Genomic DNA, 23,789 nt, shown 5'->3' on the forward strand with positions numbered 1-23,789 from the left:
TAGCTTACACAAAAATGCCTGAGCTCACGTCAGCAGTGACACAAGCTCAGGCTTTATCATTAGTTAATAATGCCTTGACGATATTTAGAAGGCGTACTGCCCTCTATCTTTTCAAATTGCGTAACAAAATAATCCGGACTACCAAAACCAACCGCTTCTGCTACTTGATAGATCCTCATATCCGTTTGCCGCAAGATCTGCTTTGCCTTTTCAATTCTAACCTGCAACAAATAATCTTTAAAATAAACACCATACGTTTTTTTAAACAATTGTCCCAAATAAACAGGATTCATAAAGAAGCGATTAGCCATTTTCTTTAATGTTAGATTCTCATGGTAATAATTATTAATATAGCGTTTTACCTTGTAGATTTCCCCATTATATTTTTCTTTATTTAACCGACACAACACTTTGCCAGCTTCAAGTGCATAGGCTGTTAGATTCTCTTTAAAAGCTTTTAATGTTTTTTTCTCATTAAATGCCTCGATAATTGAACCAATTATCTCCAGTGAATCACCTTGTTCTGAAACGCGTTGCATAGTTGTCTTTAGCTCCCGTTCAAGCTGAAAAACAGACAATTTAATTGCATCAATTGGGGCGCCTAGTTCTTGAATTTCGTATACCCATTGGTCAATAATTGCAATAATCGCTTCCGGTTCATTCTCTTCTATCTTTTCTAGTAGTGCTTGCATGAGTGTTGGGTCAAGTTGTTTCTGTTCTTGCTCACAACTTGCCAAATGATTATTAAACATTAATGGCGTGTCATCCAACTGGCTATATCTGCGTTTACTCGCAACTAAAGCTGTACGATAAGAGTCTCTAATTCCATTTAAACCACGCCCTACTTCTCCGGCAAAGACAAACACGTTCTTGCCAATTTCTTGTTCAATATAGTTTTTCATTCTTAGGAGAAACCAACTTAGCTCATTTAAATGTTGTGAAAAATGTTGTTGCTGCAGAATAAGGCCAAATCCCTCTCGCTCGAAAGCATGGACAAAAATGTTGGGATCACCGCTAAAAGTAGCGAGTGCTTTATTAATCTGCTTATCAAATGGTTCAGTTATGACAAAATCACGAATATCAATAATGACGTAACAGACTAACTGATTAGACTGGGTAATTAACCTAGCTAACTCATCTACTGATGGTTGCTCTCTTTCAGCAATAATTCGTTGAAAAAGCTCCAAATTTATATAGCGCCGATTTGCTTGCTCATCAACACGCTCTTGCTCAATTAACGGCGACAACTTTAGCAATGTCTGTTCCAATTCCTCTCGATCAACTGGCTTCAAAATAAAATCATTTACACCTAATCTTACTGCACGTTGGGCATATTTAAAATCGTTATAGCCACTCAAAATAATAAATTTAGGGACTTTTTGTACGCTTTCCTTTACATATTGGATTAATTTTAATCCATCGTAAACGGGCATTCTAATATCTGTTAGAACGACATCTGGTTCCTTTTGTAGAATAAGGTCCAATGCATCTTCTCCATTGCTCGCTTCACCAACAACCTGATAATTAATTTTATCCCAATCGACTAAAGCGATAATGCCTTTTCTAACAAACTGTTCATCGTCAATAATAACAATTTTATCCATTTCACCCCTCCTCGATTGTAAGCGCTAACAATAAAGCGCATTATAATTAGGTATACAACAGATAATTCGTATTCCCACCTCTATTATATCGTTACACACTTAATTTAATCACTAAACAAAGGCAACGTCAAGGAGCTTAAGTTAATTTTAATTAGGGATAAGGTAATAAAAAATTATTATTGCTATGTACAGCCACACCATCTCCTAAAATTTTAAGCAGGTCCGTTAACATCATTAGCCGCTTCCATGTCCACTTGAATATTTTCATTATAAAAACGTTCCGTTCAGAGTTACATTTATATGCATAGCTGACTAAAAAAGACGTTAAGATAATTGGCTTAAACAATCATCTTAACGTCTAGGTAAGTCATATTCTTCTCAATACCAGCTATTATTTGCTTAGCCACTAAGTTTATAAATAATAAGGAACACGTTTCTATATAACAATTTTAAAGTCTCTTAGCTGTTACTATTTAGTTGATGCATTAAGGCCATTAATTGGTCCTCTTGCTCAGTATTAGCTGCTAACTTGTTGCATTTGACTAGCCGACACACTGTACATTGGTGCACAACCTGATAGCCTTTTTTACTTGAATACCGCCAATCAATTGGTTTCATTAAACCGTTGCACGTATTTAATCGGTCGCCTAGTTTAATGTCGACATGCTTTGAATAAAAGCAGTGCGGACAATGATTACGATAGCCCCCATTTGTAACTGGGGTAACAATTAAGCCACAATTCAAACAAGTAAATGCTGTATTTTCTTCTTTTCTTCCCATTTATCTTCCCTCCAAGAATTATTTCTCTCTTGGGAGAAGGGTTCCGTTTCGCTTTCCGAGCTCATTTGTCGTTCTAGGCTTTAACGTTATAGTGACTCCATTCACCGCTATTGGCTTTTTAGCGATTACTTCTAGTTCCAGCTTCATTTAGACTTGTTGCATCCTAAAATCCGAACCACGACCAGCTTTAACATTGTACTGGCCACTGTAAGACAGGCTTCCCCATCTTCCACTAGTAGGTGTATAAAGTTATCACTAGCATTGGCAATCGTCCCCTAAAGGAGATAAATGGTGCTCAATTTAAAAATAAGATCACTCCCTTACCATTCATTATTTAAGCAGTTAACGCATTTACACATGTACCCAATAGCTTTGCCCATCTTTGCTTCGATTCATAAACCCATACTCTATTAAATAGCGTCTAACTGTAACATAATCGAAAAAAATTGTTTTTAACAGCTCATTAACCTCTCGCTCATGATAATTCACCGTTCGATCAAACTTTTTAATGACTTCCTGTAAAATAATAAGCTTTCTTTTTTCCTTACTTGGAAACTGATTTACTCGCCCTTGCTCGTCAAAGTAGGAGCTAATCACCTTCTCACGCTCTGCTTCTGTTATTGCATAACGATCATCCACCATTGTCGCCCCCTTGTGTATCGGTACAAATTCATCAGATGTATCCACTAAATCCATTATTGCTAAAAAAATATTTGCTTGCCGCTCCTTCTCGCGAAACTTAAAGCGATGATTCCGTATCGTCGACACCGATAGATCAAGCCGTTTAGCAATGTCCTTATCTGACATCCCTTGAGAAAACAGGGTCAATAACTGTGTCTGATGATCGGATAAACCCGTCTGTCGTTTATCAAGAGTAAGTAACTGGGTTAAAGCAGATTGGTGATCCTGCTGAACATGAATTTGAATTGCTCGTTCTGCGGTAAAAAAAGCATCATCGATCTGATATATCTGTCCTTCCTTGTTTACCTGATCACAATATATGCAATAATAGGTGTTATCTTCTTTGTAAAAACCATTTCGATAATCAATTGTTTTATAATCAAATTCGTTTTTCATCTATAAATAAACAAACCTTTCTAATTAAAGTTTATTTAATATTAACACAAAGATATTTTCAGAGCAAGGGGAGAAGCCAACCAATCATTTATATACGTTAGGAGCTAAAACCGCTATACTAATTAAAAAGGAGTGTGGACGATGTTAACTGCCCCGTATCATATTGCAATTCCAACTGCATTTTATTCAGACGAATCATTGAATACTAAAGCAACTATCGCTTACATAAAATCCCTTTATAATCAAGGGGTAGCATCCGTTTTAGTCTGTGGAACAACCGGTGAGCAACACAGCATGAATATTGAGGAGAAACTTGCTTTACTTGAAACTCTCTCCTTAGAAAAGGCATTGCTTGAGAACATGGAGATCATCTTTGGTGTCTCTGCTATTAGACAAACGGAGGCAACTCAACTAGCCACAGCTATCAAGCAAGTTAAGATCGCAGGTATTCTTGTTGGATTCCCACCATACCTTGTACCAACACAAAATGAAGCCATACAATACGCTCGAGATATTGTACAGCATTGTCAGAAACCTACCATTCTATATAATAATCCGAGACGAACAGGATTTAACTTAACGACAGAGAGCCTAATAGAACTAAGTCAAGAGGGACTAATAGTCGGATTAAAAGAAGCTGGTGATATGTATCGCGTCCCGTTATTAAAAAGCGAGCTGAGCGAATCATTTTCCTTTTATGCTGGTGGTGAACTGGATCTAGCAGAGAAGGTACAACTGGGGTTTAACCGTTTGTCATCTATCACTGGTAATCTTAAGCCTTTAGCAATTGGAGCTTGGTTTTTCAGTTTATTAAATAACAAGCCGATAACGATGCAGGAGCACAATGAGGTGCTAGAACTTATTAACGAAACACTTACAGGATCTGCATTGCCATATATTAAGCAACAACTAAATCAAGCTGGCTTTAATATCGGCATTTGCCGTCGCCCACTTGGTCAGGATAACCTTGATTTAAAGGAGACTACTTATGACAATATTAATTGAAGACGGCTCGGTTTTTTTACTAGTTCCGTAGAATCAAGTACAAATATAGTTAATAAGTTATAATTTGGATATTTAAGAACGGAGGATGATGTTTATGTTTCATGCAAAAGCAATGGTATTCGACCTTGACGGGACCTTACTTAACTCAAACAAACAGCTGTCAAAGCGAACGATTACCGCCTTAATAGCAGCACGGGATAATGGTATTAAATTAATTTTTGCCACGGCTCGTCCACCTCGTGTGACCAGCTTTGCTAATATTGAACTAGCCCAATTGGGGACAATGGTCTATTATAATGGTGCTTATTTTTCCTGTCCAGTTACCAATATAGAAAAGCACTATGCTATTCCACACAGACTATCTAAAGAAATTATTCGTAAATGCCATGAAGAGGATGCTAACCTTAGCATTGAAGTCATGGACAAGTGGTATAGTCTAAAACCATTAAATTATCGTGCATTTATGCATGTTAATCATGATCCAATCCCCTTACCATTTGCACAGTTAATTCAACTACAAGCAACCAAAATCTTATTAACTGATTTTCCTTTAAATGCGCCACTTCTCAATCATTATCAAGATGAACTAAATATCTTGATAACAGACAATAATCGTTTAGTTCAGATTATGGCAAAAGAAGTAGCTAAAGAACATGCTACCGCTTATCTACTAGAAAAATTAAAACTAACTTTCTCAGAGGTAGCTTGCTTTGGCGATGATTATAATGACTTTGGTCTATTTAAGAAATGTGGCTTTCCAGTAGCGATGGGCAATGCCGTATCTGCACTAAAACAAATTGCTCGGCACCAAACAAGTACAAACGACCAAGATGGTGTTGCGGTTGTCATTGAGCAGATGCTTTGCTATTCACGAAGTTCTAACCCAGCAACATAATTGGCACCTAGCGCTTGAATAATAGTTCCTGCTGTGACAATGAACTGCCCGACCTGCAAGCTGTCTGATTCTACCACTACTGCACCAACAGCCTTCAACCCAGCGCCGAAAGATTGGGCGGCATTACCAACCATAAAATCATATGCCTCCAATTCATAATTAGACAATGTAGCCATACCTGCCCCAATTGTTTGTAAGCTGTCCCCTAAAATAATTAGCCTTGTTCCTTCCTCATCTTCAATTACATCATAGCGGTTAAGTGCGACACCAACAGCAGCAGTTGCCGCACCAATACCATCGGCCCAATTTCCAAAAAAGCTTAGCCAATCAGGAAAAGTAGTAACGCCTAATAAAAAAGCACCAAAGGCTTGAAAACCGTCGCCAATTATTGATAATAAGTCATTATCAAACTGATCCTCTGCTAGGTTTATCGTCTCTGCAGCAGAACTTATCGTTGTTCCGAATGCTATTATGAGTGCACCAAGTTGGTTAAGCTCTTTTTCGTCTGTTTCGGCCATACTGATCACCTTCCTATCCATTATCTTATTTACTCAGATAGAATTGTGCTTGTAGGAATGGCGTAAATTGGCTTAATTATTTTGGGAAAATCATATGTTTTTTTGTTTCCTTATAATACGCTAATCGATCAGCCAAGGTCCCGGTATGGAACTCAAATTTGTGACCATCTGGATCTGTAAAATAAATGGATTGCTGGTCCCGTTCATCGCGTTGTCTACCTGGTAAAATATTTACCTTTAAGCTAGTAAGTTGGGCTAAAGCATGCTCATATTCTTCATGCTTTATTGTAAAGGCAATATGTGTATATGATTGGTTAATTTCACCCCGTGGGATATCTGTCTCTTCGTTTAAAGCAAGCCATAAGCCTGCTAAATCAAAGTAGGCTGTAGTCCGCCCCTTTACTAAAAGCTTAGCAGCAAATACATCCTGATAAAACTGAATTGATCGGTCTAGATTAGCGACTGAAAATAACAAATGGTTAAGCCCATCAATCTTCATAATGATTATTCTCCTTAATAAATCGTCGTTGGCAACTATCTACTAGTGGACAGCCCTCACAAATCGGCTTCTTCTTACAATGAGTCTTAGCGTGCGTTACAATAAGGGCATGAAATTCATTAAATAGTTGCACATCTAGCGGTAACACTTGTTCAAATTGTTGTCGTATTGCCTCATAAGAACTAGGCAAATCGAAGCCGATCCGTGTCATTAGTCGGCGTAAGTAGGCATCAACAACAAAAACCGGTCTGTTACATGCATACAATAGAATTGAATCTGCTGTTTCAGGTCCAATACCGTAAATTGTCAATAGCTCTTCCCTTAGTGTAGCTGTACCGTGCTGATTTAACTGCTTGTGATCAAAGTTATACGTGAAATACCATTCTAGAAAGGCTTGCAATCGCTTCGTTTTAAGCCGAAAAAAACCACTTGGACGAATTAATTGTTCTAATTGTTCAGTCGGCATGTTTCGCAATAGGGCTGCATCTAGATAAGGCATTAACAACTTAAGCGCCTTTTCAACATTTGTCCAGGCTGTATTTTGTACAAGAATAGCCCCGACCATCATTTCTAGCGTTGTCTCAGCGGGCCACCACTCTTGGTCACCATAATAATTATGCAATTTAGTGAATATATCTAAATAAGTTACACTCAAGATAGCACCTCTTACTAACAAGGGGAAATTTAAATACTTCGAACGCATAAAGGAATATAAGCTCTTCCTATGCTTTGTTGCACAAGAAGAGCTTATCTTATCTTAACTGCTGTTGAATGGTTAACTGCTGACCTGTTTCATATGCAATTTCAAGTTCATAACTATTAATTTCCTCAATGTTGACATCCATAACCTCAAATAAATCTCTTTTTATCTCTATAATAGAACGATCCGAAGTAATAGGAACTCGGTTTAGCAAAACATCTACGGCTGCTAGTGCCTGATCACCTGTGCGTTCACTACCATCACGCTGAAGGACATAAGCTTGGTCAGCAGTCCGATCAAACTGATAATCTAACCTATCACTATCCTCAAATTCAATTACTAAGTTAAACTGCAAAACCGGCGCATATTCCTCAGCTATTTCTTCAGCAAAAACATGAGCGACTGTTAGTGTTTCATCATTGCTAAACAAGAACTGCGCCTCAAAGCCCTCAAACTCATTGGTATCTAGTTCAAGAAAGTCGAGACTATAATATTGAATATTGCTAATTGAATGTTGCAACGACATATTTAAATGTGCCAAAAACAGCTCAATTTCGCTTGCTGCAGCTTCACCAGTGATAACCACATCATCGTTACGTTCAATTGTTACCTGCTGCTGGCTATAGTCCACCCCTAATGCTTGACCGGAATCCTGGATTACGTCGATCCGTAGTTCATTAACAGCTAAAGGTTCGGTAGCTGCTTCTACGCTCTCATCAGTATTTCCAGGCTGACCCAGCTCATTTTCTGATGGCTCTCCTTGATCTTCTATACCCAATCCAGCATTGTCAAACGGCTCTTCAGATTGATCACCGCAAGCAACAAGAGAAACTAGAGCTAGGGCTATTATAATTGACCGCATCCTTTTCTTCCTCTCTAAGTACAAACCTACTAATTAAAATATTATCCGACTTTAAGGCGAAAAAACACATCTTTATTTTATAAAATAAATCTTACCATAATAGCTGCTTTGTTTGCTACCTCTGTTTAGATTATCTGGTTAAGAATATGATTAAACTTTTTTTATTGCCTTTGTTATAAAATAAGCGTAAACTATTTCTTATTACATAGAGAAGAGTGGGATGCCTTATGGAGGATAATCAAGTAAAGATTGGAAGTATTGCTGCTGCAAGTGCCTATTTAATTTGGGGTTTCTTACCTTTGTTTTGGAGGGCTGTTGGATCAATCTCACCTGGTGCCATTCTCAGCCATAGAATTGTTTGGTCATTTGTGTTTATGATTTTATTAATTGTATTAACTGGAAATGCAAAGGGGTTTATTAAAGAAAGTCAACTAATCTTTCGTGATGGTAAAAAGACTGCTGCATTATTATTTGCTTCATTAGTCATAACTGGTAACTGGTTACTTTTCATTTGGGCAGTTAACAGTAACTATGTGGTCCAAGCAAGCCTCGGCTATTATATAAATCCTCTCATTAGTATTCTTTTAGGTGTCTTCGTACTTAAGGAGTCATTAACTAAAGTTGAAATAACCTCTGTGTTTCTGGCTGGATTTGGAGTGGTCTTTTTAACTTTTTACTACGGGGTCTTTCCATGGGTATCTTTAGTATTAGCATTAACCTTTGCGCTCTATGCACTTGTTAAAAAAACTGTTGCTATCTCAACAATGAGTGGCTTAACTTTAGAAACGCTGATCGTCCTGCCCCCAGCCCTCATTTATCTGTGGGTCGAAGGTGAGTCGCTTGAAATCATGTCTGGCTCACTGTCAATGGCTGGTTTACTAATGTGTGCAGGTGTTGTCACGGCTATCCCTTTACTACTCTTTGCCGTTGGTGCAAAACGAATTCCGTTATCATTAATTGGCTTTCTACAATATATTGCACCAACACTTATGCTTATCATTGGTGTCTTCCTGTTTAATGAATCCTTTACTTACGCACACTTTATTGCCTTTTTATCAATCTGGGCAGCGCTTGGCATTTACACTGCATCAAGATTCATGAGAATTCGCCAGTTAAAACGACAATTAAAAAGAGTTAACTAATTTTCCATTATCATAACCGAGGCAAGCAGATAAGATTCTGCCTGCCTCGGTTAAACTGTTTAATAGTCAGAGTCTGTTGTTTCGCCTTTTACGATAGCTATACCAGCACTTGCACCGATGCGTGTAGCACCAGCATCTACTACGGCCTGAGCACCGTTCTGATCACGCACACCACCAGAAGCTTTAACGCCAATATCACTACCTACTGTTTGTCTCATTAGAGCAATATCTGCTACCGTTGCGCCACCTGTCGAGAAGCCAGTTGATGTTTTTACATAATCAGTTCCTGCTGAAACAGCAAGTTGACAAACTTTAACTTTCTCTTCGTCAGTCAATAAGCTCGTTTCAATAATGACCTTTACTAATGCTTTTTCGTTAGCAGCATCTACTACTGCGCGGATATCCTCTTCAACTAACTGATAGTCTTTATCCTTTAGTGCACCAATGTTAATGACCATATCTACTTCGGTTGCGCCGTTAGCAATGGCATTTTTCGTTTCAAAAGCCTTAACCTCAGGTGTCGATGCGCCGAGCGGGAAACCAATCACTGTACAGACTGCAACCTCACTACCAGCTAGTTGCTCAGCTGCAAGCTTTACCCAAGTAGGATTAACACAAACTGAGAAGAAGCCATACGCTTTAGCCTCTGTACATAATTCTAGAATTTGTTCTTTAGTTGTATCAGCTTTTAATGCCGTATGATCAATTAATTTAGCCAATGCTTTACTCATTTTATCTACTCCCTTTAACGTTTACCGTTCTTCTTTTAAGTCACTTGCCAAAAAAGCACCTGGTAACAGCTCTGCCACCGTTGTTTCAAGTCGGTCTCCAGCTATATTTGTTAAAATAACTGGCATTTCCGGGTCACATAGCTCACTAATTACTTGACGACAAGCTCCACAAGGTGAGACTGGCCGATCAGTATCCGCGACAACAACTAATAAATCAAAAACATTCTCGCCATGAGCAAGTGCACTAAATAGAGCTGTTCGCTCAGCACAGTTAGCCATTGAATATGCCGCATTCTCAATATTACAACCATGAAAAACTTGGCCATTTATGGTGCGAAGTGCTGCACCGACTTTAAACTTTGAATAAGGTGTATATGCCTTTTTCCTTGCCTCAATTGCTTCTTTAATCATTTGATCTACTGTCATAATAACCGTCTCCCGTCATTAGAAAAACCCATCATTATTTAAAACCTTATATTCACATTTAGGCTAAGCGAGCAAGAATAGCTTTAACAAAATCTAAAAACGCTTCTCTTACTTTTTCAGTCGTTTCAATAACTTCCTCATGATTAAGTGGTTGATCTAAAATACCAGCAGCCATATTCGAAATACATGAGATTCCTAGTACATCAATACTAGCATGGCGTGCCACAACAACCTCAGGAACTGTTGACATGCCGACCGCATCTGCACCCATTGTTTGCAGCATTCTTATTTCTGCAGGCGTTTCATACGATGGACCTGTATTCCAAACATAAACCCCTTCCTTAAGATCAAGCTTTAATTCACTTGCTACTTCTTTAGCTAGCTTCTGAAGGTCACGGTCATAGGCAGTTGACATATCAGGAAAGCGCACACCTTGTTCAGCATCGTTTGGTCCAATTAGCGGATTCTGCGCTGCATTATTAATATGATCAGTAATTAGCATTAAATTACCTGGCTCAAAACTAGGATTAACGCCACCAGCTGCGTTGGTCACAATTAGTTTTTCAATGCCTAAGGCCTTCATAACCCGAACAGGGAAGGTAACAGTCTCCAATCCATAGCCCTCATAATAATGAAAGCGGCCCTGCATCGCAATAACATAGACACCCTTTAGTTCTCCACATACAAGTTGGCCTGCATGGCCCTCAACAGTTGATACTGGGAACCCTGGAATATCTTCATACTTAATTTTCGTTGGCTTTTCAATTTCGTCTGCTAACATCCCAAGGCCTGACCCTAAGATTAAGCCCACTTTGGGTTGCTGTGCTAATTGATCGGCAATAAACGTTGTTGCTGCTTGTAGCTCTTTTGACTTCATAAAAGTGCCTCCTTAGTCCTCGATTAAATCAGTTAAGAAACTCTCACCATATTCAGGCAGTTTCACATTAAAGTTATCCGCTATCGTTGCACCAATATCAGCAAATGACTTCCGAATTGGCAAGGCTTTTCCGGTGTCAATCCTCTTATGATGGACCAATAACGGTACATATTCGCGTGTATGATCTGTACCATGATGAACGGGATCATTGCCATGATCTGCGGTAATAATAAGCAAATCGTCTTCCGCTAATTTCGTTAGTACCTCTGGCAAATAACGATCAAACGCCTCTAATGCCTCACCATAACCTTGTGGATCGCGCCGATGTCCATACTTAGCATCGAAGTCAACCAGATTTAAAAAGTTTAAGCCATGGAAATCTTGGTCGATGGATTGAGTGAACTTTTCCATGCCATCATCATTATCCGTCGTGCGAATAGCTTCGGTCACACCTTCACCATCATAAATATCAGAAATTTTCCCTATTGCAACAACATCAAGACCTGCGTCCTTTAATTCATTCATGACCGTACGTCCAAACGGCTTAAGAGCATAATCATGTCGATTAGATGTACGTTCAAAGGCACCTGGCTTGCCAACAAATGGTCTGGCAATAATACGTCCAATCATGTACTTATCATTCATTGTCATTGCACGGGCTGTCTCACAAATCTGATAAAGCTCATCCAATGGTACAACAGCTTCGTGTGCTGCAATTTGAAGCACGGAATCAGCTGATGTGTAAACAATTAAGTCACCCGTTTTTATATGTGCTTCGCCAAGTTCATCCAGAATTTCAGTGCCTGATGCTGGTTTGTTTCCTATTATACCACGACCTGTTGCCTTTTTAAGTGCATCTAATAAATCATTAGGAAAGCCATTAGGAAAAGTTTGAAAGGGCTGATCAATGTGCAAACCCATCATTTCCCAATGTCCAGTCATGGTGTCCTTACCATTTGACGCCTCTTCCATTTTCGTATAGTGCGCCACCGGATTGGCCACTTTATCAATACCTTTAATTTCTCTAATATGACTTAAGCCAAGCTTTGAAATATTTGGCATATTCAGGCCATCCATGTGCTCTGCAATATGACCTAACGTATCAGCGCCAACATCATTAAATGCAGCGGCGTCAGGTGCTTCGCCAATACCGACAGAATCAAGTACGATTAGAAAAACACGTTTAAATGCTTTTATCATCACGCTTCCTCCTTAATTAACTAAAAAAAGTTCTAATATAATCGACAATTACACCACCAAAGTAGACACCAAATACGCCAACTACTGCCGAAAAGACTGGTGGTGCCGGTAATGGTAGCTTTAAAAATTTAAATATAATCCCGGCAATTATGCCCGCAATCAATGCTAAAAATACTTCTTTCATGATAAATCTCCTCAATGTTTATTCGGTAATAACCTGATAAATTAATGGTGGTACGGTTGGCTTTTGATCTGTGATGGAATAGGCTGCTAGCACCTTACTGGTTACTGCTGCAACATCTGATTGGTTGCTATGAAGCGTAGCAATTGGCTCACCTGCTTCAACATAATCGCCAACCTTCTTTTTAAGAATAATGCCAACCGCAAGATCAATTTCTGATTCCTTCGTCATTCTTCCTGCCCCTAGCATACTTGCAGCAATGCCAATTTCATCAGCGATAATCTCAGCAATATAGCCTGCACAGGGTGCTTGCACATCAGTAATTGAGCCTGCTCTTGGTAAACGTTCGGGTTGATCGACAATTGTTTCATCCCCACCCTGGGCACGGATAAATGTTTTAAACACCTCAATAGCCTTACCAGAACGCATCGCTTCCTCTAGCCTGGCACGCGCATCTTCAATGGAATTTGCCTTTTTCGCCAAATAAACCATATGACTACCTAGTGTTAGACATAGTTCAGTCAAATCGGCTGGGCCATTACCGTTCAAAGTCTCAATTGCTTCGACCACTTCTAGAGCATTCCCAACTGCGTAACCCAAAGGTTGACTCATATCAGAAATAACGCCTATCGTTTCTCTACCAGCGCCGTTACCAATTGCAACCATAGCTTTCGCGAGTTCCTTTGCACCCTCAAGCTCCTTCATGAAAGCACCAGATCCGGTTTTCACATCTAACACAATTGCATCTGCGCCGGCAGCAATTTTCTTACTCATAATTGAACTTGCAATTAATGGGACAGAATTAACAGTCGCGGTTACATCTCTTAAAGCGTACAATTTCTTGTCAGCTGGTGTTAAATTCCCACTTTGTCCAATCACCGCAATCTTATTTTTATTAACAAGCTGATTGAAAGTCTTATTATCTAACTCGACTTTAAATCCTTCAATTGATTCAAGCTTATCAATCGTTCCTCCCGTATGACCAAGTCCACGACCAGACATCTTGGCAACGGGCACGTCAAGGGCAGCAACAAGTGGTGCTAAGATAAGTGTAGTTGTATCACCGACACCACCAGTACTATGCTTATCGACTTTAATTCCTTCAATATCTGACAGATCAATCTGATCGCCAGATTCAACCATCGCCATTGTTAAATTGACCCGCTCTGCTGTAGTCATATCCTGAAAATAAAGGGCCATCGCCATTGCTGACATTTGATAATCAGGGATCTCATCAGAGGTATAAGCCTTAATCATAAACTCTATTTCTTCTTTTGACAAAGCATGACCATCACGCTTTTTAGCAATCAAATCAACCATTCTCATTGATATTCTTCCTCTCTTCACCTTTATTTCAAACTGTTTTATAAAGTGAATCTTTAATCAGTGGGGCTTACAATCAGTTATCTGCGATAAAAATTATGTTAAATACTTTTGCAACTAGTATAAGCAAGCTATCCGTTCTTATCCTACCCAAGATAGGACGTCCAACAACTTGATTAAGAAAGTAATCCCTTATGCAAAGGGATTCTCTATTCATTATACTGATCAGACGTCCAACAAGTCAATCGATACTCACATAGTAAACCAACCTTTTTAAAAAATCCTCTTTCTAAAAACATTAAAGCTCACCTGATCAGATCGAAAGAAATTTAAAGAATACAAAACCGGGTGATCATTAAGGTCATAGTGCGTCTGCTTCAAAATGAGCAGCGGTGTATCGGGCTCACATTCAAGTATATTAGAAATATCCTCATGATAGCCAACCGTTTTAATATCTGCTTTCGCGTAGCTAATCGTTACACCCGCATCGGACTGAAGTGCCTCTAGCATGGATTCATTACTTAACCGATAATTTTCAGTCAATAAGGTAGCAGGGATTTTGTCAATACAATACACCAATGGTGCTCCATCGGCTAGTCGCAAACGCTTAACAAGAAAAACCTTCTCACTTTGCTCAAGATTAAGCTCAGTACGATCCTCACTATGAGAATCGGCATAGCCTGAGAATAACCATTTCGTAGACGGGGCTTTTCCTTCGCGCTTAATCATATCCGTAATACTAAACAGTTCTTCAAGACCTCCAGAAAAGACTGGCTTCTTGTTGACAAATGTCCCAATACCATGTTTACGAATAATGATGTTCTCTTCCTCTAATATTCTTAAAGCCTCTCTGAGTGTATTTCTTGATACACGTAGTTGCTTAGCAAAATCCATTTCTGAAGGAAGGCGCTGACCGGGCTCAAGCTCACCAGAAGTGATTTTTTCCTTCATCTGCTCAATAACGAATAAATAACGTGGCGCTTGATAATTATAGCTCAATCTTAAGGCCCCCTCTTAAATCGGTTTTGTGTTTACTATCCAACATTATAGCATTAAAAATTAGCAAAACAAACTATTGATCATTCTTTGAAATAGTTATCCGATATTGTCCTCAGACCAATAATAATAAATAAAGCTGACTTCTTGCCCATTGATTATCACTTTCTCACCTTTGCTAGACTGGCGTTGAAAGTTGTGCTTCTCCAGTACTTTTTGAGAGCCAATATTATGCGCTGTTGTTTGTGCCTCCAGTTTGTTAATATTTACACCACTAAGGTCTTTAATTAATATGGAAAGTGCCTGAGTCGCTATCCCTCGTCCCGCATATGCTCGTCCAACCCGATAGCCAAGCTGACCACTGCTATTTTCTCGATCAATATCGGTAATGTTTATTCGTCCGAGAATGTTACCTTGATCATCCTTAATTAGATAGAAGACAGACAGTTGTTGTTCTTGTTCGTTAACTAATTCCTCTTGAATCGTTTTAAAACTCGCAAATTGTTGGTACTGCTCTGGCCTTGGCGGAACCATTTGTTCAAAAAAGGTACTGTTCTCTTGTTCGAATCTGAATAATGCTGGATAATCTGTATCCGTTAGTTTTGCTAAAAAAATCCCCATAACGTTTATCTCCATTCAGCTTTTTCATTGTATTTTAATGAGCCCTAGAATAGGCTTATCTACCTTTTAAAATAGACCAGCGCCCTATCCACTTCATCCCCTTATCACAATCAACCATTGACAATAAAGCGATTGATCGAAAACATCGCCAAATCCTGGATGGTTGTCTTATTAACCATACGATCAGCCAAACTTTCACCGATCCCACTTGCAAACTTAAAGCCGTGACCAGAGAATCCAGCTGCTAGCCAGATATGCGAATGCTCTGGATGACAATCAATGACAAAGTCTTCATCCTCTGTCATTGTATATAAGCACGTTTTCCCCTTGATAAGTCGGCCGGCTGCCTCTGGTAACCATGTAGTCAGAAATGAGCGTAGCTCAGCTTCGTCTGCAGCGCTAAAATCTCGATCAAAGTGATTAGGGTTAACTGGAGTACCATAATCGTGTCGACCCACCTTGACACCACTTCCATCAATGCTAGGAAATCCATAGAAAAGACCAGTTTCTGTTTCCGCTGTAAAACCGGGGAAAACAGATGCATCAAACAAAGCTTCGTTTGCTTCAAACCAACCAATCATTTGGCGTTTCACCGTCAATTTAACATTAAGATTTAAGGTTTTAAACCATGTAGGTTGCCAAGCACCGGTCGCCAATAACAGCTGCTTACCAGTAAAGACCTTCCCTCGTGAATACACAATGATATCGTCTTTATTAATTTTAAGATGATCAACGGGATGATTAACTTTCAAATGTGCGCCTGCTTCAATAGCAAGTGCACGGTATGACCGCAGGGCTTGATCAACATATAGGACTCCAGAGCTTGGCTCAAAACAACCCATATGCTCAGCCTTTGGAAGTCTTAAACCGGCGAACCTCTGTTTAAGCTGCTCATGATTATACAGTTGCAAAGGCAGGTGATGGTCATGAGCACTGGCCTGGATTTCTTTGATAAAGGACGATTCCGTCTGAGCAAAGCTTAGCACGCCTGTTTTTTTTAAGATCGGCAGCCTAACCAATTGCTGAAGCTCATCCCAAAGCCCCTGTGAACGAATCGCTAGAGGGGTGTAGCCTCTTCCTTCTCCATAGGCATGCCTAATTAATCGTGTCTCTCCACCATGGCTCCCTTGCTCGTGTGGCGGATCATACGCGTCTAGCATCAGAACTTGTACACCTTTCTGCGTTAAATAATAGCCAGTAGCAAGACCCATTGCACCCGCTCCGACAATGATCACATCATAATTCATCTTTATCCTCCTTACCTACCGCTTCATAGTTATACTTAGAAAATAAAAATGAACTAAATTAATTCATTTCATTTTTTTATCATTCAAGTCTATTTTCCCCTTTAAAATAGTATAGCATTATCAATTGACTTCTTTTATTAAAATGACTAGCATAATAGATAACGCAATGTTCTAAAAAGAGGATTTATCAAGGAGCGAACAACATGAAAAAACTACTACTTATACTCAGCGTGCTATTCATTATTGGTTGCCAATCCGCACCTGATGGGCGAACTGCTGAACAAAATCAAGGTAAAGAACATGAAAATGAAGAAAAAACCCAAAATCCTATAACTAATGATGAGGGTGAAGAAGAGCGTGAGTCAAACCAAACAGAATCACAACCAGATCAGGATGATGAGCAAGAATCAACTGACAAAACTGATGATACTTCTAATGGCGAGATGACTGAAGAGGATGCAATCGCCCGCGTTCGTGACTATTTCGATGCAGAGGTCGGTGCAAGTATTGAGATGAATTACATGGTCGACAGCGAAGATGAGAATGGTCATTATCTTATTCAAGTGTTTGAAGTTGTTGATCATGGAGAGGGCGAGACACATACAGCTACTTATGGCTGGTATCGTGTTAATTCCGATACAGGTGAAGTTATTGATATTATGAACGAATAGTTTTTAATAATAAGTAAACAACAAGCGGCAGAAATTTATTCTGGCGCTTGTTGTACATTCTTCTAATTACGAATTGGTGCAATTGTTATACCAGCGTTTGTTAGCGCACCTGCTAGTCTGCTTGCCAGCTTAATTGCCTTTGGATGATCACCATGGAGACAAATCGTGTCAGGGTGAAGCGCTAGCCAGCTTCCATCGATTGCTTGTACTCTGCGCTCCTTAACCATAGTAATTACACGGTCTATAATCACCTGTTCATCATTAATAAGGGCACCAGCTTCTCTCCTTGGTACAAGGCTACCATCGCGATTATAATGTCGATCAGCAAATACTTCCTGTGCATAGCTTAAGGACAGCAGCTTAGCAGCCTCAATTAACGCACTATTTGCTAAACCATAAATAATAATCTCCGAATCCACTTCCTTTACACCTTCACAAAGAGCAACAGCTAGCGTTAGATCTGTTGCAGCCTGATTATAAAGTGCACCATGTGGCTTTATGTGGTGGACCTTGTTATTCTTAGTAAAAGCCATCAAGGCACCCAGCTGATACTTTAGATCAGCTTTTGCTTCTTCAGGACTGAGCATCATCACTCTGCGACCAAATCCAACGCGATCAGGTAAACCAGGGTGCGCTCCAATCTCGACACCGAGTTGTTCGGCCAGCCTAACAGTGTTAGCCATCGTAACTGGGTCTCCCGCATGAAAGCCACAAGCAATGTTTGCTGATGAGACAATAGTTAATATAGCTGGGTCATCGCCTAAGTGATAACGCCCAAAGCTTTCACCTAAGTCACTATTTAGATCAACTTTTTTTATCATAATTTCTAGCCCCCTTAACGTTACGCATAGATAATTTTATCCTTACCCCTTTTTTGTCCTGGTAGGTAAACGCACTAAGCTGTGCCCCCTCGACAACTTCAATTAATTGCTTCACTTGATCAACACACGCCAAGCCCGCTTTAGGTTTTATAGCGGATTGATTTAATTGCGCTTGTTCTTCTATCAGCAGTTGCGCTTCTTCCACTGTAATTCTGGTAAAGTTAATCGGTACACGTTCTGAACATTGAACAAGCTTCGGCAAATCAACTGATGCCACCACCCCAATGACTGGGTAGCCTCCCGTTGTTTGACGATCCATTAATAAAACAATCGGATGACCATTAGGCGGGATTTGAATCGCACCACATACAGTTGCTTCTGAAATCATCGTATGCTCATGAGCAAGACGATCATTAGGAGCGATTAAACGATACCCCATTCGATCTGCCTGAGCTGAAATATGAAAAGACATCTGTTCAAAATCCGCTAATTTCCCTATTGAAAAATAGTCAAGATCAGCACTGGCAAGATAACGGACTCGTAATGGGTGATCCTTATTTAAAGTGTCATGCTTACATGTCAATTCGGGCAAACTTCCGTCCTGTCCACTTTCCCTAATTTGCAGTTGATCCCCGGGTTGGAGTGCACGTCCCTGATAGCCACCCAACTGATAGCGTATGCTTGTCGATCGACTTCCTAACACAGCGTCAAGTACAAAGCCACCTTGAACGGATAAATAAGAAAAGCGGCCATCCACAAGATAACCGATTGCTAACTCATCACCAGCCCGGATTATGATTGATTCATACATTGCAATAGACACATCATTGAGCTTGGGTTGACAATCTGCCCCAGTAATGGCTATTACCGTAGACTTAGTAAATAAAAAGGTTCCCCCTGTTAACATAATTTCTAGGCAAGCCTCATCTATCGTATTCTGAACGAGTCGATTAGCTAACTCTAAAGCTTGTCGATCCATTGCCCCAGCAACTGAGAAACCTAAATGCTGATGGGCGATTCGTCCAAAATCCTGCACGGTAATATGTACACCAGATTTAATTACTTTTAAACCCATTTACCTTTCCTCCCAAACAATTTCACATTGGTACTGATTATGTTTTACCGCGCGAGAAATTGTGTGATACTGATTTTTATCAATTGGAATAAAGCGCATGTAATCTCCAGGCTCATATAACATGGGTTGCTCTCGCTCCATTGAAAAAAGCTCGATTGGGGTTCGACCAATTATGCGCCAGCCTCCTGGTGATTCAACAGGGTATATCCCTGTTTGATGACCAGCGATACCGACAGAGCCAGCTGGGATCTTTACACGCGGGCTATCTAAGCGTGGCATCGCCAACTGTGGGTCTAGTCCACCCAAGTAAGCAAAACCAGGCAAAAAACCAAGCAAGTAAATTAAATAGTTGGTCTGACTATGACGTTTAATGACTTCATCTATTGAAAGTTTATTATAATTCGCAAGCTCCGCTAAATCATAAGCAAAAGCTTTATCGTAACAAACGGGAATCGTAATAATCTTTTTGGGCTTAGCTGACGTACTTAAATCAATTTTAAGTAAGGGCTCCACTTGACTTATCAGCTTCGCAAGCTTAATTAGAAGAGGATTGTATACCACCGTTATTGTTCTGAACGACGGAATAATTGTCTGTACTCCTATAATTGCTGCCGTTCGTAATCGTGCTGTTAGGTCATGTACCCTGGCATTTAGGGCTGGGTCAATTTGTGCTTTAAAGCGAATATGGATAGCATGATCTCCTTCAGGATAAATGACCGGTTTCATAGACGACACCCCTCTTTTGTTTGGCTTTCACTCTATTTTACTACAAATCAACAAAAAAACTGGCAAATACTTATCGAGTATCCGCCAGTTCATTTTCTTTATCTAATTGTTATAGTAGTAATGGTAAGCTCTGCTTCATTAACAAGATGAATCGAACGATATTCATAATCCCGGACAACCCCTTCAATTAATTGATAAAAATCTTCAATTGACGCTAAATTATTAGCACGATAGCTTATTTCGGCTTCCTCCCCTTCAACACTTACATCCTCTATCGTAATATCTGTAGGGATAGCTGAAATAAACAAGTCAGTTTGATTTTCAGTCATAGCTTCAATAACATCCTCAAACTCACTTTCCGCCGTTATCGTTTGATCGAGCTGGTAAAACGGTACATATACCGCTTGATCAGTATCCGCTTCTGATTCAGTTAGCCTTGCATAGCCTCGATTATGCTCTATTTCAAGAGGTAGCGATTCAATATTTCCCATTTGTCCATAGTCAATACCAGGTTCGTCATGCACATAAAAAACCAGCTCATCTATACCGTACCAAGCACCTAAACGCGTAAGCATTTGATTAAGGTGCAACGATTCTGTTGATGCCAAGCTTGCAAGCATGTGCTCCTCCGAAAAAACGAGCGTAGCAATAGAATCCTCAACGGTCACCTCTAATAGCTCCTGAAAAGACTGATAACCTGTTTGATCACTTGCTACAAGCGCCCTCATCAATTGCTCCTCTTGTGAAAGTTCTTCTTCAGTATGCTCTAATGTAACAGTTAAATAATCCTGACCCTGTTCCTCGATCATAACAACATTTATGATTGGTATTAGCGTTCCTTCACGCATTATTGGTTCATACTCAGGTGCTTGTTCTTCTGGATCATCAGATTCATCCGGCTCTGGAACAGGATCCGTTATCACTTCATCACCTTGACCATTACCAGGTTCAGACGTGTCTTCATCCTCAGCTGTTCCACAAGCTACCACTAAAAGAGACAATATAAATAATAACAATAGCTTCTTCATTATTTTTGTTCCCCCAATCTACATTATTATGTAATTACCCTATTTTCATTAGATTAAACTGCCAGTTAATCTTCAGCCAATATGGGTTTATAATCTGTTAAAAAAGGTAATGTTATAGAGAATAACACAGATGCTAACATGGAAGGAATTGATTGAATGACCGAAAACAAAGTTTTTCGCTTTCTTATCTTCGCGATCTTAACATTTACTTTAATTTTTTTACTCAGCTTAACGCGCTTTGTTTTCGTACCGATAGGAGCAGTCCTTGCTTCAGTGGCAGTACCACTTATTGGTGCTGGTTTCTTTTATTACATTACCAAACCATTACTGAATTTACTTGAACGGTTTAAAATCCCACGACTTTTAGCAATATTAATTGTATTTCTCGTGCTTATTGTCGTTATCTTCTTAAATATATATTTTATAATTCCACCTATTCAGGAACAAATCAATAGCCTAATTCAAAATTGGCCAGCGATCCAAAGCTGGGGTGAGGATTTAATTGCCATGTGGCGTAATGGGCAAGAATTTATTCCAGCAGGTATTCAGGAAACCATTGATGACTTTATCAACAACCTGGGAAATTACACAGAAAATATTGCGACCTCCTTATTTAGCTTCTTAGGTGCGTTTGTTAGCTTTCTGGTTTCATTTGTGCTAATTCCGTTTTTTCTGTTCTTTATGTTGAAGGATAGTGAGTCGTTTGTCCCTTATGTGACCAGCTTCTTTAGTAAATCCAAAGGTGAAAGCTTAGCGCGTTTACTTAACAATATAAATGATTCTCTTGGTTCATTCATTCAAGCTCAAGCACTCGTTAGTCTAAGTGTTGGGATCATGCTACTAATTGGCTACTTAATCGTTGGGCTTGATTATGCCTTGATCTTTGCAGTATTTGCGCTGTTTATGAATTTTATCCCTTATATTGGCCCTTGGGTCTCGGCTATTCCAGCAGTCATTGTTGGTTTTTTTCAGGATCCGATGGTCGGTGTCTGGACAGCCGTCGTCATGATTGTCGCCCAACAGGTTGAAAGTAATTTAATTGAACCTAATATTATGGGGAAGGTTTTGAAAGTCCATCCGTTAACGGTCGTTGTCATTATTCTAGCAGCCGGAGCAACAGTTGGCTTCGTAGGCCTTATCCTGGCTGTCCCTGCTTATGCTGTTATTAAAACAATTGCCGTCCACTTTTATGAAGAGTATAAAAAGATGCGACCTGTTGGTAAAAAAAATATCTGGTAAACACACAATAGCGCCCATACTTTTTAAAGTATGGGCGCTATTGTCATAAGTACTAGCTAAACTCAACACGACTAGCTATTAACTCGGACTAACTTGTGCTTTAATCGGCATTCTTAGAAGTAAGAAAAAAATCGAACTTGGCTACATCTTCTGGCTCTTTAGATAGTACAATTCTTTGAATTGTTTATATGGTTATTTTCTAAGCTTTAAATGCTACTACTAAACGTAACTAATTATTTCTTCTGAAAAATTTACTTGTCCTTTGTAAAATAGTGTTCAGCAAAGTCAACCGCTTCAACTATTGAGAACAGACGTGATTCAGCTTGACCAATTAACCCCTTGTTAACCTGAGCCATTTGTTCAAATTGCTCACCCAATGCTAAGAAGCAATTATCTCGATAAACAATATCGTGGTAGTTCTTCCAAACCTGCTTGCCATTTTCAAGTAGTGCTGCACCTCTTGTTTCAATTTGGTGTGGTGCACGGTATTCCGCTAAGTGAAAAGCTGTATTTGTTTCATAGGTTGTGCCAATGAACAGCACTTGTGCATCACACTCATAGAGGCGGGCAAGTGGCGAACCCTCGCCTAGACCATTATTTAATTGATGATTATTAATAATTTGCTCCCGTAATTTGCCCCACGCAGCAAACGATACTGTGGGATGCGCACTTCTGCGGACTGCAGGATATGTGCGAAATAACTCTGCAATTTTACCCATACCACTTGTTGGTGTTTTAGCTGGATCGTAAGCGGGCATCGTTGCACGAATTTCTCTCCACCACTCCTTCGGTACCGGTGGATTTTGCCAATTAGCAGGGTCACTCCAATCGGCACTTTGAGTTGGCATCACGATCGTACCCGTTGAACCCACCGCCTCTATTAAAGCGTCAACAACCGCAACGGCTCCCCCGTTTACCCAACCTATCTTAGACAATGAGGCATGGACCAACAGGACACTACCTTTTCTCACACCAAGCTTGGCAAGATCTCTTTTCAATGATTTCATTGTATAAAGCTGTTTTGATCGCTTAACGATTTCTTCCAAAAATATCAGCCCCTCTCACTAGTGTTTATGATAAACTAATTTTAGCATGAAGCAAATCTAGTTAAGAAGGTGCGCGCAATGATTATCTTAAAGCAAACAAAACAACTAAACCAAGATCAGGTACTGGAATTATATAACAGACTAGGTTGGACTGCTTACACAAGCGAGCCTGAGCAACTTATGAAAGCAATTGCCAACTCATTATCTGTAGTGACAGCTTGGGATAAGGACAAGCTTGTTGGTCTTATTCGAGTAGTTGGTGATGGGCTAACGATCATCTATATTCAAGATATTCTCGTTCAACCTAGCTATCAGAATAATGGGATTGGCACGCAGCTGATCGAACAGATATTACGACAATTTCATAATGTCCGACAAAAGGTCCTTTTAACTGAAGAGGATAGTAGGGTAAGGCATTTTTATCAAAAGCATCAATTTCAATCCTGCGATCAAGGAAACATTGTCGCCTTTGCCCGATTAGAAAACAAGGAGTAAGGAC

Annotated in this window: 27 protein-coding genes; 6 read left to right on the plus strand and 21 right to left on the minus strand. The window is 39.6% G+C overall.

The window, feature by feature from the left end; translation table 11 throughout:
- Positions 1–59: 59 nt before the first annotated feature.
- The 3 genes from BM000_RS04890 to BM000_RS04900 all read right to left on the minus strand — a co-directional run bounded on the left by BM000_RS04890 (position 60) and on the right by BM000_RS04900 (position 3,461).
- Positions 60–1,604, minus strand: a complete 1,545-nt coding sequence (locus BM000_RS04890) for a response regulator transcription factor (protein WP_091495415.1) — start codon at positions 1,602–1,604, stop codon at positions 60–62.
- Between the two features lie 459 nt (positions 1,605–2,063).
- Positions 2,064–2,384 (minus strand): RNHCP domain-containing protein, encoded by a 321-nt coding sequence (locus tag BM000_RS04895; protein WP_091495418.1) that lies wholly within the window; start codon positions 2,382–2,384, stop codon positions 2,064–2,066.
- Between the two features lie 351 nt (positions 2,385–2,735).
- On the minus strand, positions 2,736–3,461 hold the full coding sequence (locus BM000_RS04900; RefSeq protein ID WP_091495421.1) for a DUF2087 domain-containing protein: 726 nt from the start codon (positions 3,459–3,461) through the stop codon (positions 2,736–2,738).
- A 141-nt stretch (positions 3,462–3,602) separates the two neighbouring features.
- On the opposite strand from BM000_RS04900, the gene BM000_RS04905 reads away from it, so the two are divergent.
- Positions 3,603–4,466, plus strand: coding sequence for a dihydrodipicolinate synthase family protein (locus tag BM000_RS04905; protein WP_091495422.1), 864 nt, complete (start codon positions 3,603–3,605; stop codon positions 4,464–4,466).
- Positions 4,467–4,560: 94 nt separating this feature from the next.
- Entirely contained in the window at positions 4,561–5,361 is an 801-nt protein-coding gene (locus BM000_RS04910) for an HAD family hydrolase (protein WP_177178209.1), read from the plus strand.
- Here BM000_RS04910 and BM000_RS04915 read toward each other — a convergent pair.
- The 4 genes from BM000_RS04915 to BM000_RS04930 form a co-directional block, all read right to left on the minus strand.
- Entirely contained in the window at positions 5,331–5,879 is a 549-nt protein-coding gene (locus BM000_RS04915) for a DUF6944 family repetitive protein (RefSeq protein ID WP_091495427.1), read from the minus strand. The genes BM000_RS04910 and BM000_RS04915 overlap by 31 nt on opposite strands.
- A 76-nt stretch (positions 5,880–5,955) precedes the next feature.
- Positions 5,956–6,378, minus strand: coding sequence for a metallothiol transferase FosB (gene fosB, locus BM000_RS04920; protein ID WP_091495429.1), 423 nt, complete (start codon positions 6,376–6,378; stop codon positions 5,956–5,958).
- On the minus strand, positions 6,368–7,033 hold the full coding sequence (locus BM000_RS04925; RefSeq protein ID WP_245751580.1) for an endonuclease III domain-containing protein: 666 nt from the start codon (positions 7,031–7,033) through the stop codon (positions 6,368–6,370). The genes fosB and BM000_RS04925 overlap by 11 nt, the downstream gene beginning before the upstream one ends.
- Before the next feature lie 97 nt (positions 7,034–7,130).
- Positions 7,131–7,940, minus strand: coding sequence for a YusW family protein (locus BM000_RS04930; RefSeq protein ID WP_091495433.1), 810 nt, complete (start codon positions 7,938–7,940; stop codon positions 7,131–7,133).
- Between the two features lie 227 nt (positions 7,941–8,167).
- Here BM000_RS04930 and rarD point away from each other — a divergent pair, with 227 nt between their 5' ends.
- The gene (gene rarD / locus BM000_RS04935) at positions 8,168–9,082 is read left to right on the plus strand and encodes an EamA family transporter RarD (RefSeq protein WP_091495435.1); all 915 of its coding nucleotides are present in this window, start codon (positions 8,168–8,170) and stop codon (positions 9,080–9,082) included.
- A 59-nt stretch (positions 9,083–9,141) separates the two neighbouring features.
- On the opposite strand, the gene deoC is transcribed toward rarD, so the two are convergent.
- From deoC to solA, 9 genes are all read right to left on the minus strand, one after another.
- Positions 9,142–9,813: a deoxyribose-phosphate aldolase gene (gene deoC / locus BM000_RS04940; RefSeq protein WP_091495437.1), complete on the minus strand. Its 672-nt coding sequence runs from the start codon at positions 9,811–9,813 to the stop codon at positions 9,142–9,144.
- 21 nt (positions 9,814–9,834) lie between these two features.
- Positions 9,835–10,239, minus strand: coding sequence for a cytidine deaminase (locus BM000_RS04945; protein ID WP_091495439.1), 405 nt, complete (start codon positions 10,237–10,239; stop codon positions 9,835–9,837).
- Positions 10,240–10,297: 58 nt separating this feature from the next.
- A complete protein-coding gene (locus BM000_RS04950) occupies positions 10,298–11,116 on the minus strand; it encodes a purine-nucleoside phosphorylase (RefSeq protein ID WP_091495441.1) in 819 nt (272 codons plus the stop codon).
- Positions 11,117–11,128: 12 nt separating this feature from the next.
- Positions 11,129–12,316: a phosphopentomutase gene (gene deoB, locus BM000_RS04955; RefSeq protein WP_425425161.1), complete on the minus strand. Its 1,188-nt coding sequence runs from the start codon at positions 12,314–12,316 to the stop codon at positions 11,129–11,131.
- 16 nt (positions 12,317–12,332) lie between these two features.
- Positions 12,333–12,500 (minus strand): XapX domain-containing protein, encoded by a 168-nt coding sequence (locus tag BM000_RS04960; RefSeq protein WP_091495443.1) that lies wholly within the window; start codon positions 12,498–12,500, stop codon positions 12,333–12,335.
- 18 nt (positions 12,501–12,518) lie between these two features.
- A complete protein-coding gene (locus BM000_RS04965; RefSeq protein WP_143063894.1) occupies positions 12,519–13,823 on the minus strand; it encodes a pyrimidine-nucleoside phosphorylase in 1,305 nt (434 codons plus the stop codon).
- Positions 13,824–14,093: 270 nt separating this feature from the next.
- On the minus strand, positions 14,094–14,771 hold the full coding sequence (locus BM000_RS04970; RefSeq protein ID WP_245751587.1) for a GntR family transcriptional regulator: 678 nt from the start codon (positions 14,769–14,771) through the stop codon (positions 14,094–14,096).
- A 144-nt stretch (positions 14,772–14,915) separates the two neighbouring features.
- A complete protein-coding gene (locus BM000_RS04975; RefSeq protein ID WP_177178210.1) occupies positions 14,916–15,437 on the minus strand; it encodes a GNAT family N-acetyltransferase in 522 nt (173 codons plus the stop codon).
- A gap of 110 nt (positions 15,438–15,547) precedes the next feature.
- Complete coding sequence (gene solA, locus BM000_RS04980) at positions 15,548–16,684, minus strand: N-methyl-L-tryptophan oxidase (protein ID WP_091495449.1); 1,137 nt, start codon at positions 16,682–16,684, stop codon at positions 15,548–15,550.
- 203 nt (positions 16,685–16,887) lie between these two features.
- Between solA and BM000_RS04985 the strand changes: the two genes are divergently transcribed.
- Positions 16,888–17,355: a hypothetical protein gene (locus tag BM000_RS04985; RefSeq protein ID WP_091495451.1), complete on the plus strand. Its 468-nt coding sequence runs from the start codon at positions 16,888–16,890 to the stop codon at positions 17,353–17,355.
- Between the two features lie 62 nt (positions 17,356–17,417).
- Here BM000_RS04985 and BM000_RS04990 read toward each other — a convergent pair whose 3' ends face one another.
- The 4 genes from BM000_RS04990 to BM000_RS05005 form a co-directional block, all read right to left on the minus strand.
- Positions 17,418–18,176, minus strand: coding sequence for a LamB/YcsF family protein (locus tag BM000_RS04990; protein WP_091495453.1), 759 nt, complete (start codon positions 18,174–18,176; stop codon positions 17,418–17,420).
- Positions 18,160–19,251, minus strand: coding sequence for a 5-oxoprolinase subunit C family protein (locus tag BM000_RS04995; protein WP_091495456.1), 1,092 nt, complete (start codon positions 19,249–19,251; stop codon positions 18,160–18,162). The genes BM000_RS04990 and BM000_RS04995 overlap by 17 nt, the downstream gene beginning before the upstream one ends.
- Positions 19,252–19,977, minus strand: a complete 726-nt coding sequence (gene pxpB / locus BM000_RS05000; protein WP_091495458.1) for a 5-oxoprolinase subunit PxpB — start codon at positions 19,975–19,977, stop codon at positions 19,252–19,254. It abuts the gene before it with no gap.
- A gap of 98 nt (positions 19,978–20,075) precedes the next feature.
- Positions 20,076–21,005 carry a hypothetical protein gene (locus tag BM000_RS05005; protein ID WP_091495461.1) on the minus strand — a complete coding sequence of 310 codons (930 nt, stop codon included), beginning with the start codon at positions 21,003–21,005 and terminating at the stop codon, positions 20,076–20,078.
- A 156-nt stretch (positions 21,006–21,161) separates the two neighbouring features.
- Between BM000_RS05005 and BM000_RS05010 the strand changes: the two genes are divergently transcribed.
- Positions 21,162–22,244, plus strand: a complete 1,083-nt coding sequence (locus tag BM000_RS05010; protein WP_091495463.1) for an AI-2E family transporter — start codon at positions 21,162–21,164, stop codon at positions 22,242–22,244.
- 251 nt (positions 22,245–22,495) lie between these two features.
- Here the strand turns inward: BM000_RS05010 and BM000_RS05015 are convergent, their stop codons facing one another.
- On the minus strand, positions 22,496–23,290 hold the full coding sequence (locus BM000_RS05015) for an AAC(3) family N-acetyltransferase (protein WP_091495465.1): 795 nt from the start codon (positions 23,288–23,290) through the stop codon (positions 22,496–22,498).
- Between the two features lie 78 nt (positions 23,291–23,368).
- On the opposite strand from BM000_RS05015, the gene BM000_RS05020 reads away from it, so the two are divergent.
- On the plus strand, positions 23,369–23,785 hold the full coding sequence (locus tag BM000_RS05020; RefSeq protein ID WP_091495467.1) for a GNAT family N-acetyltransferase: 417 nt from the start codon (positions 23,369–23,371) through the stop codon (positions 23,783–23,785).
- The last annotated feature ends 4 nt before the right edge of the window (positions 23,786–23,789 follow it).

This window comes from Amphibacillus marinus, assembly GCF_900110345.1.
Taxonomy (GTDB): domain Bacteria; phylum Bacillota; class Bacilli; order Bacillales; family Amphibacillaceae; genus Amphibacillus_D; species Amphibacillus_D marinus.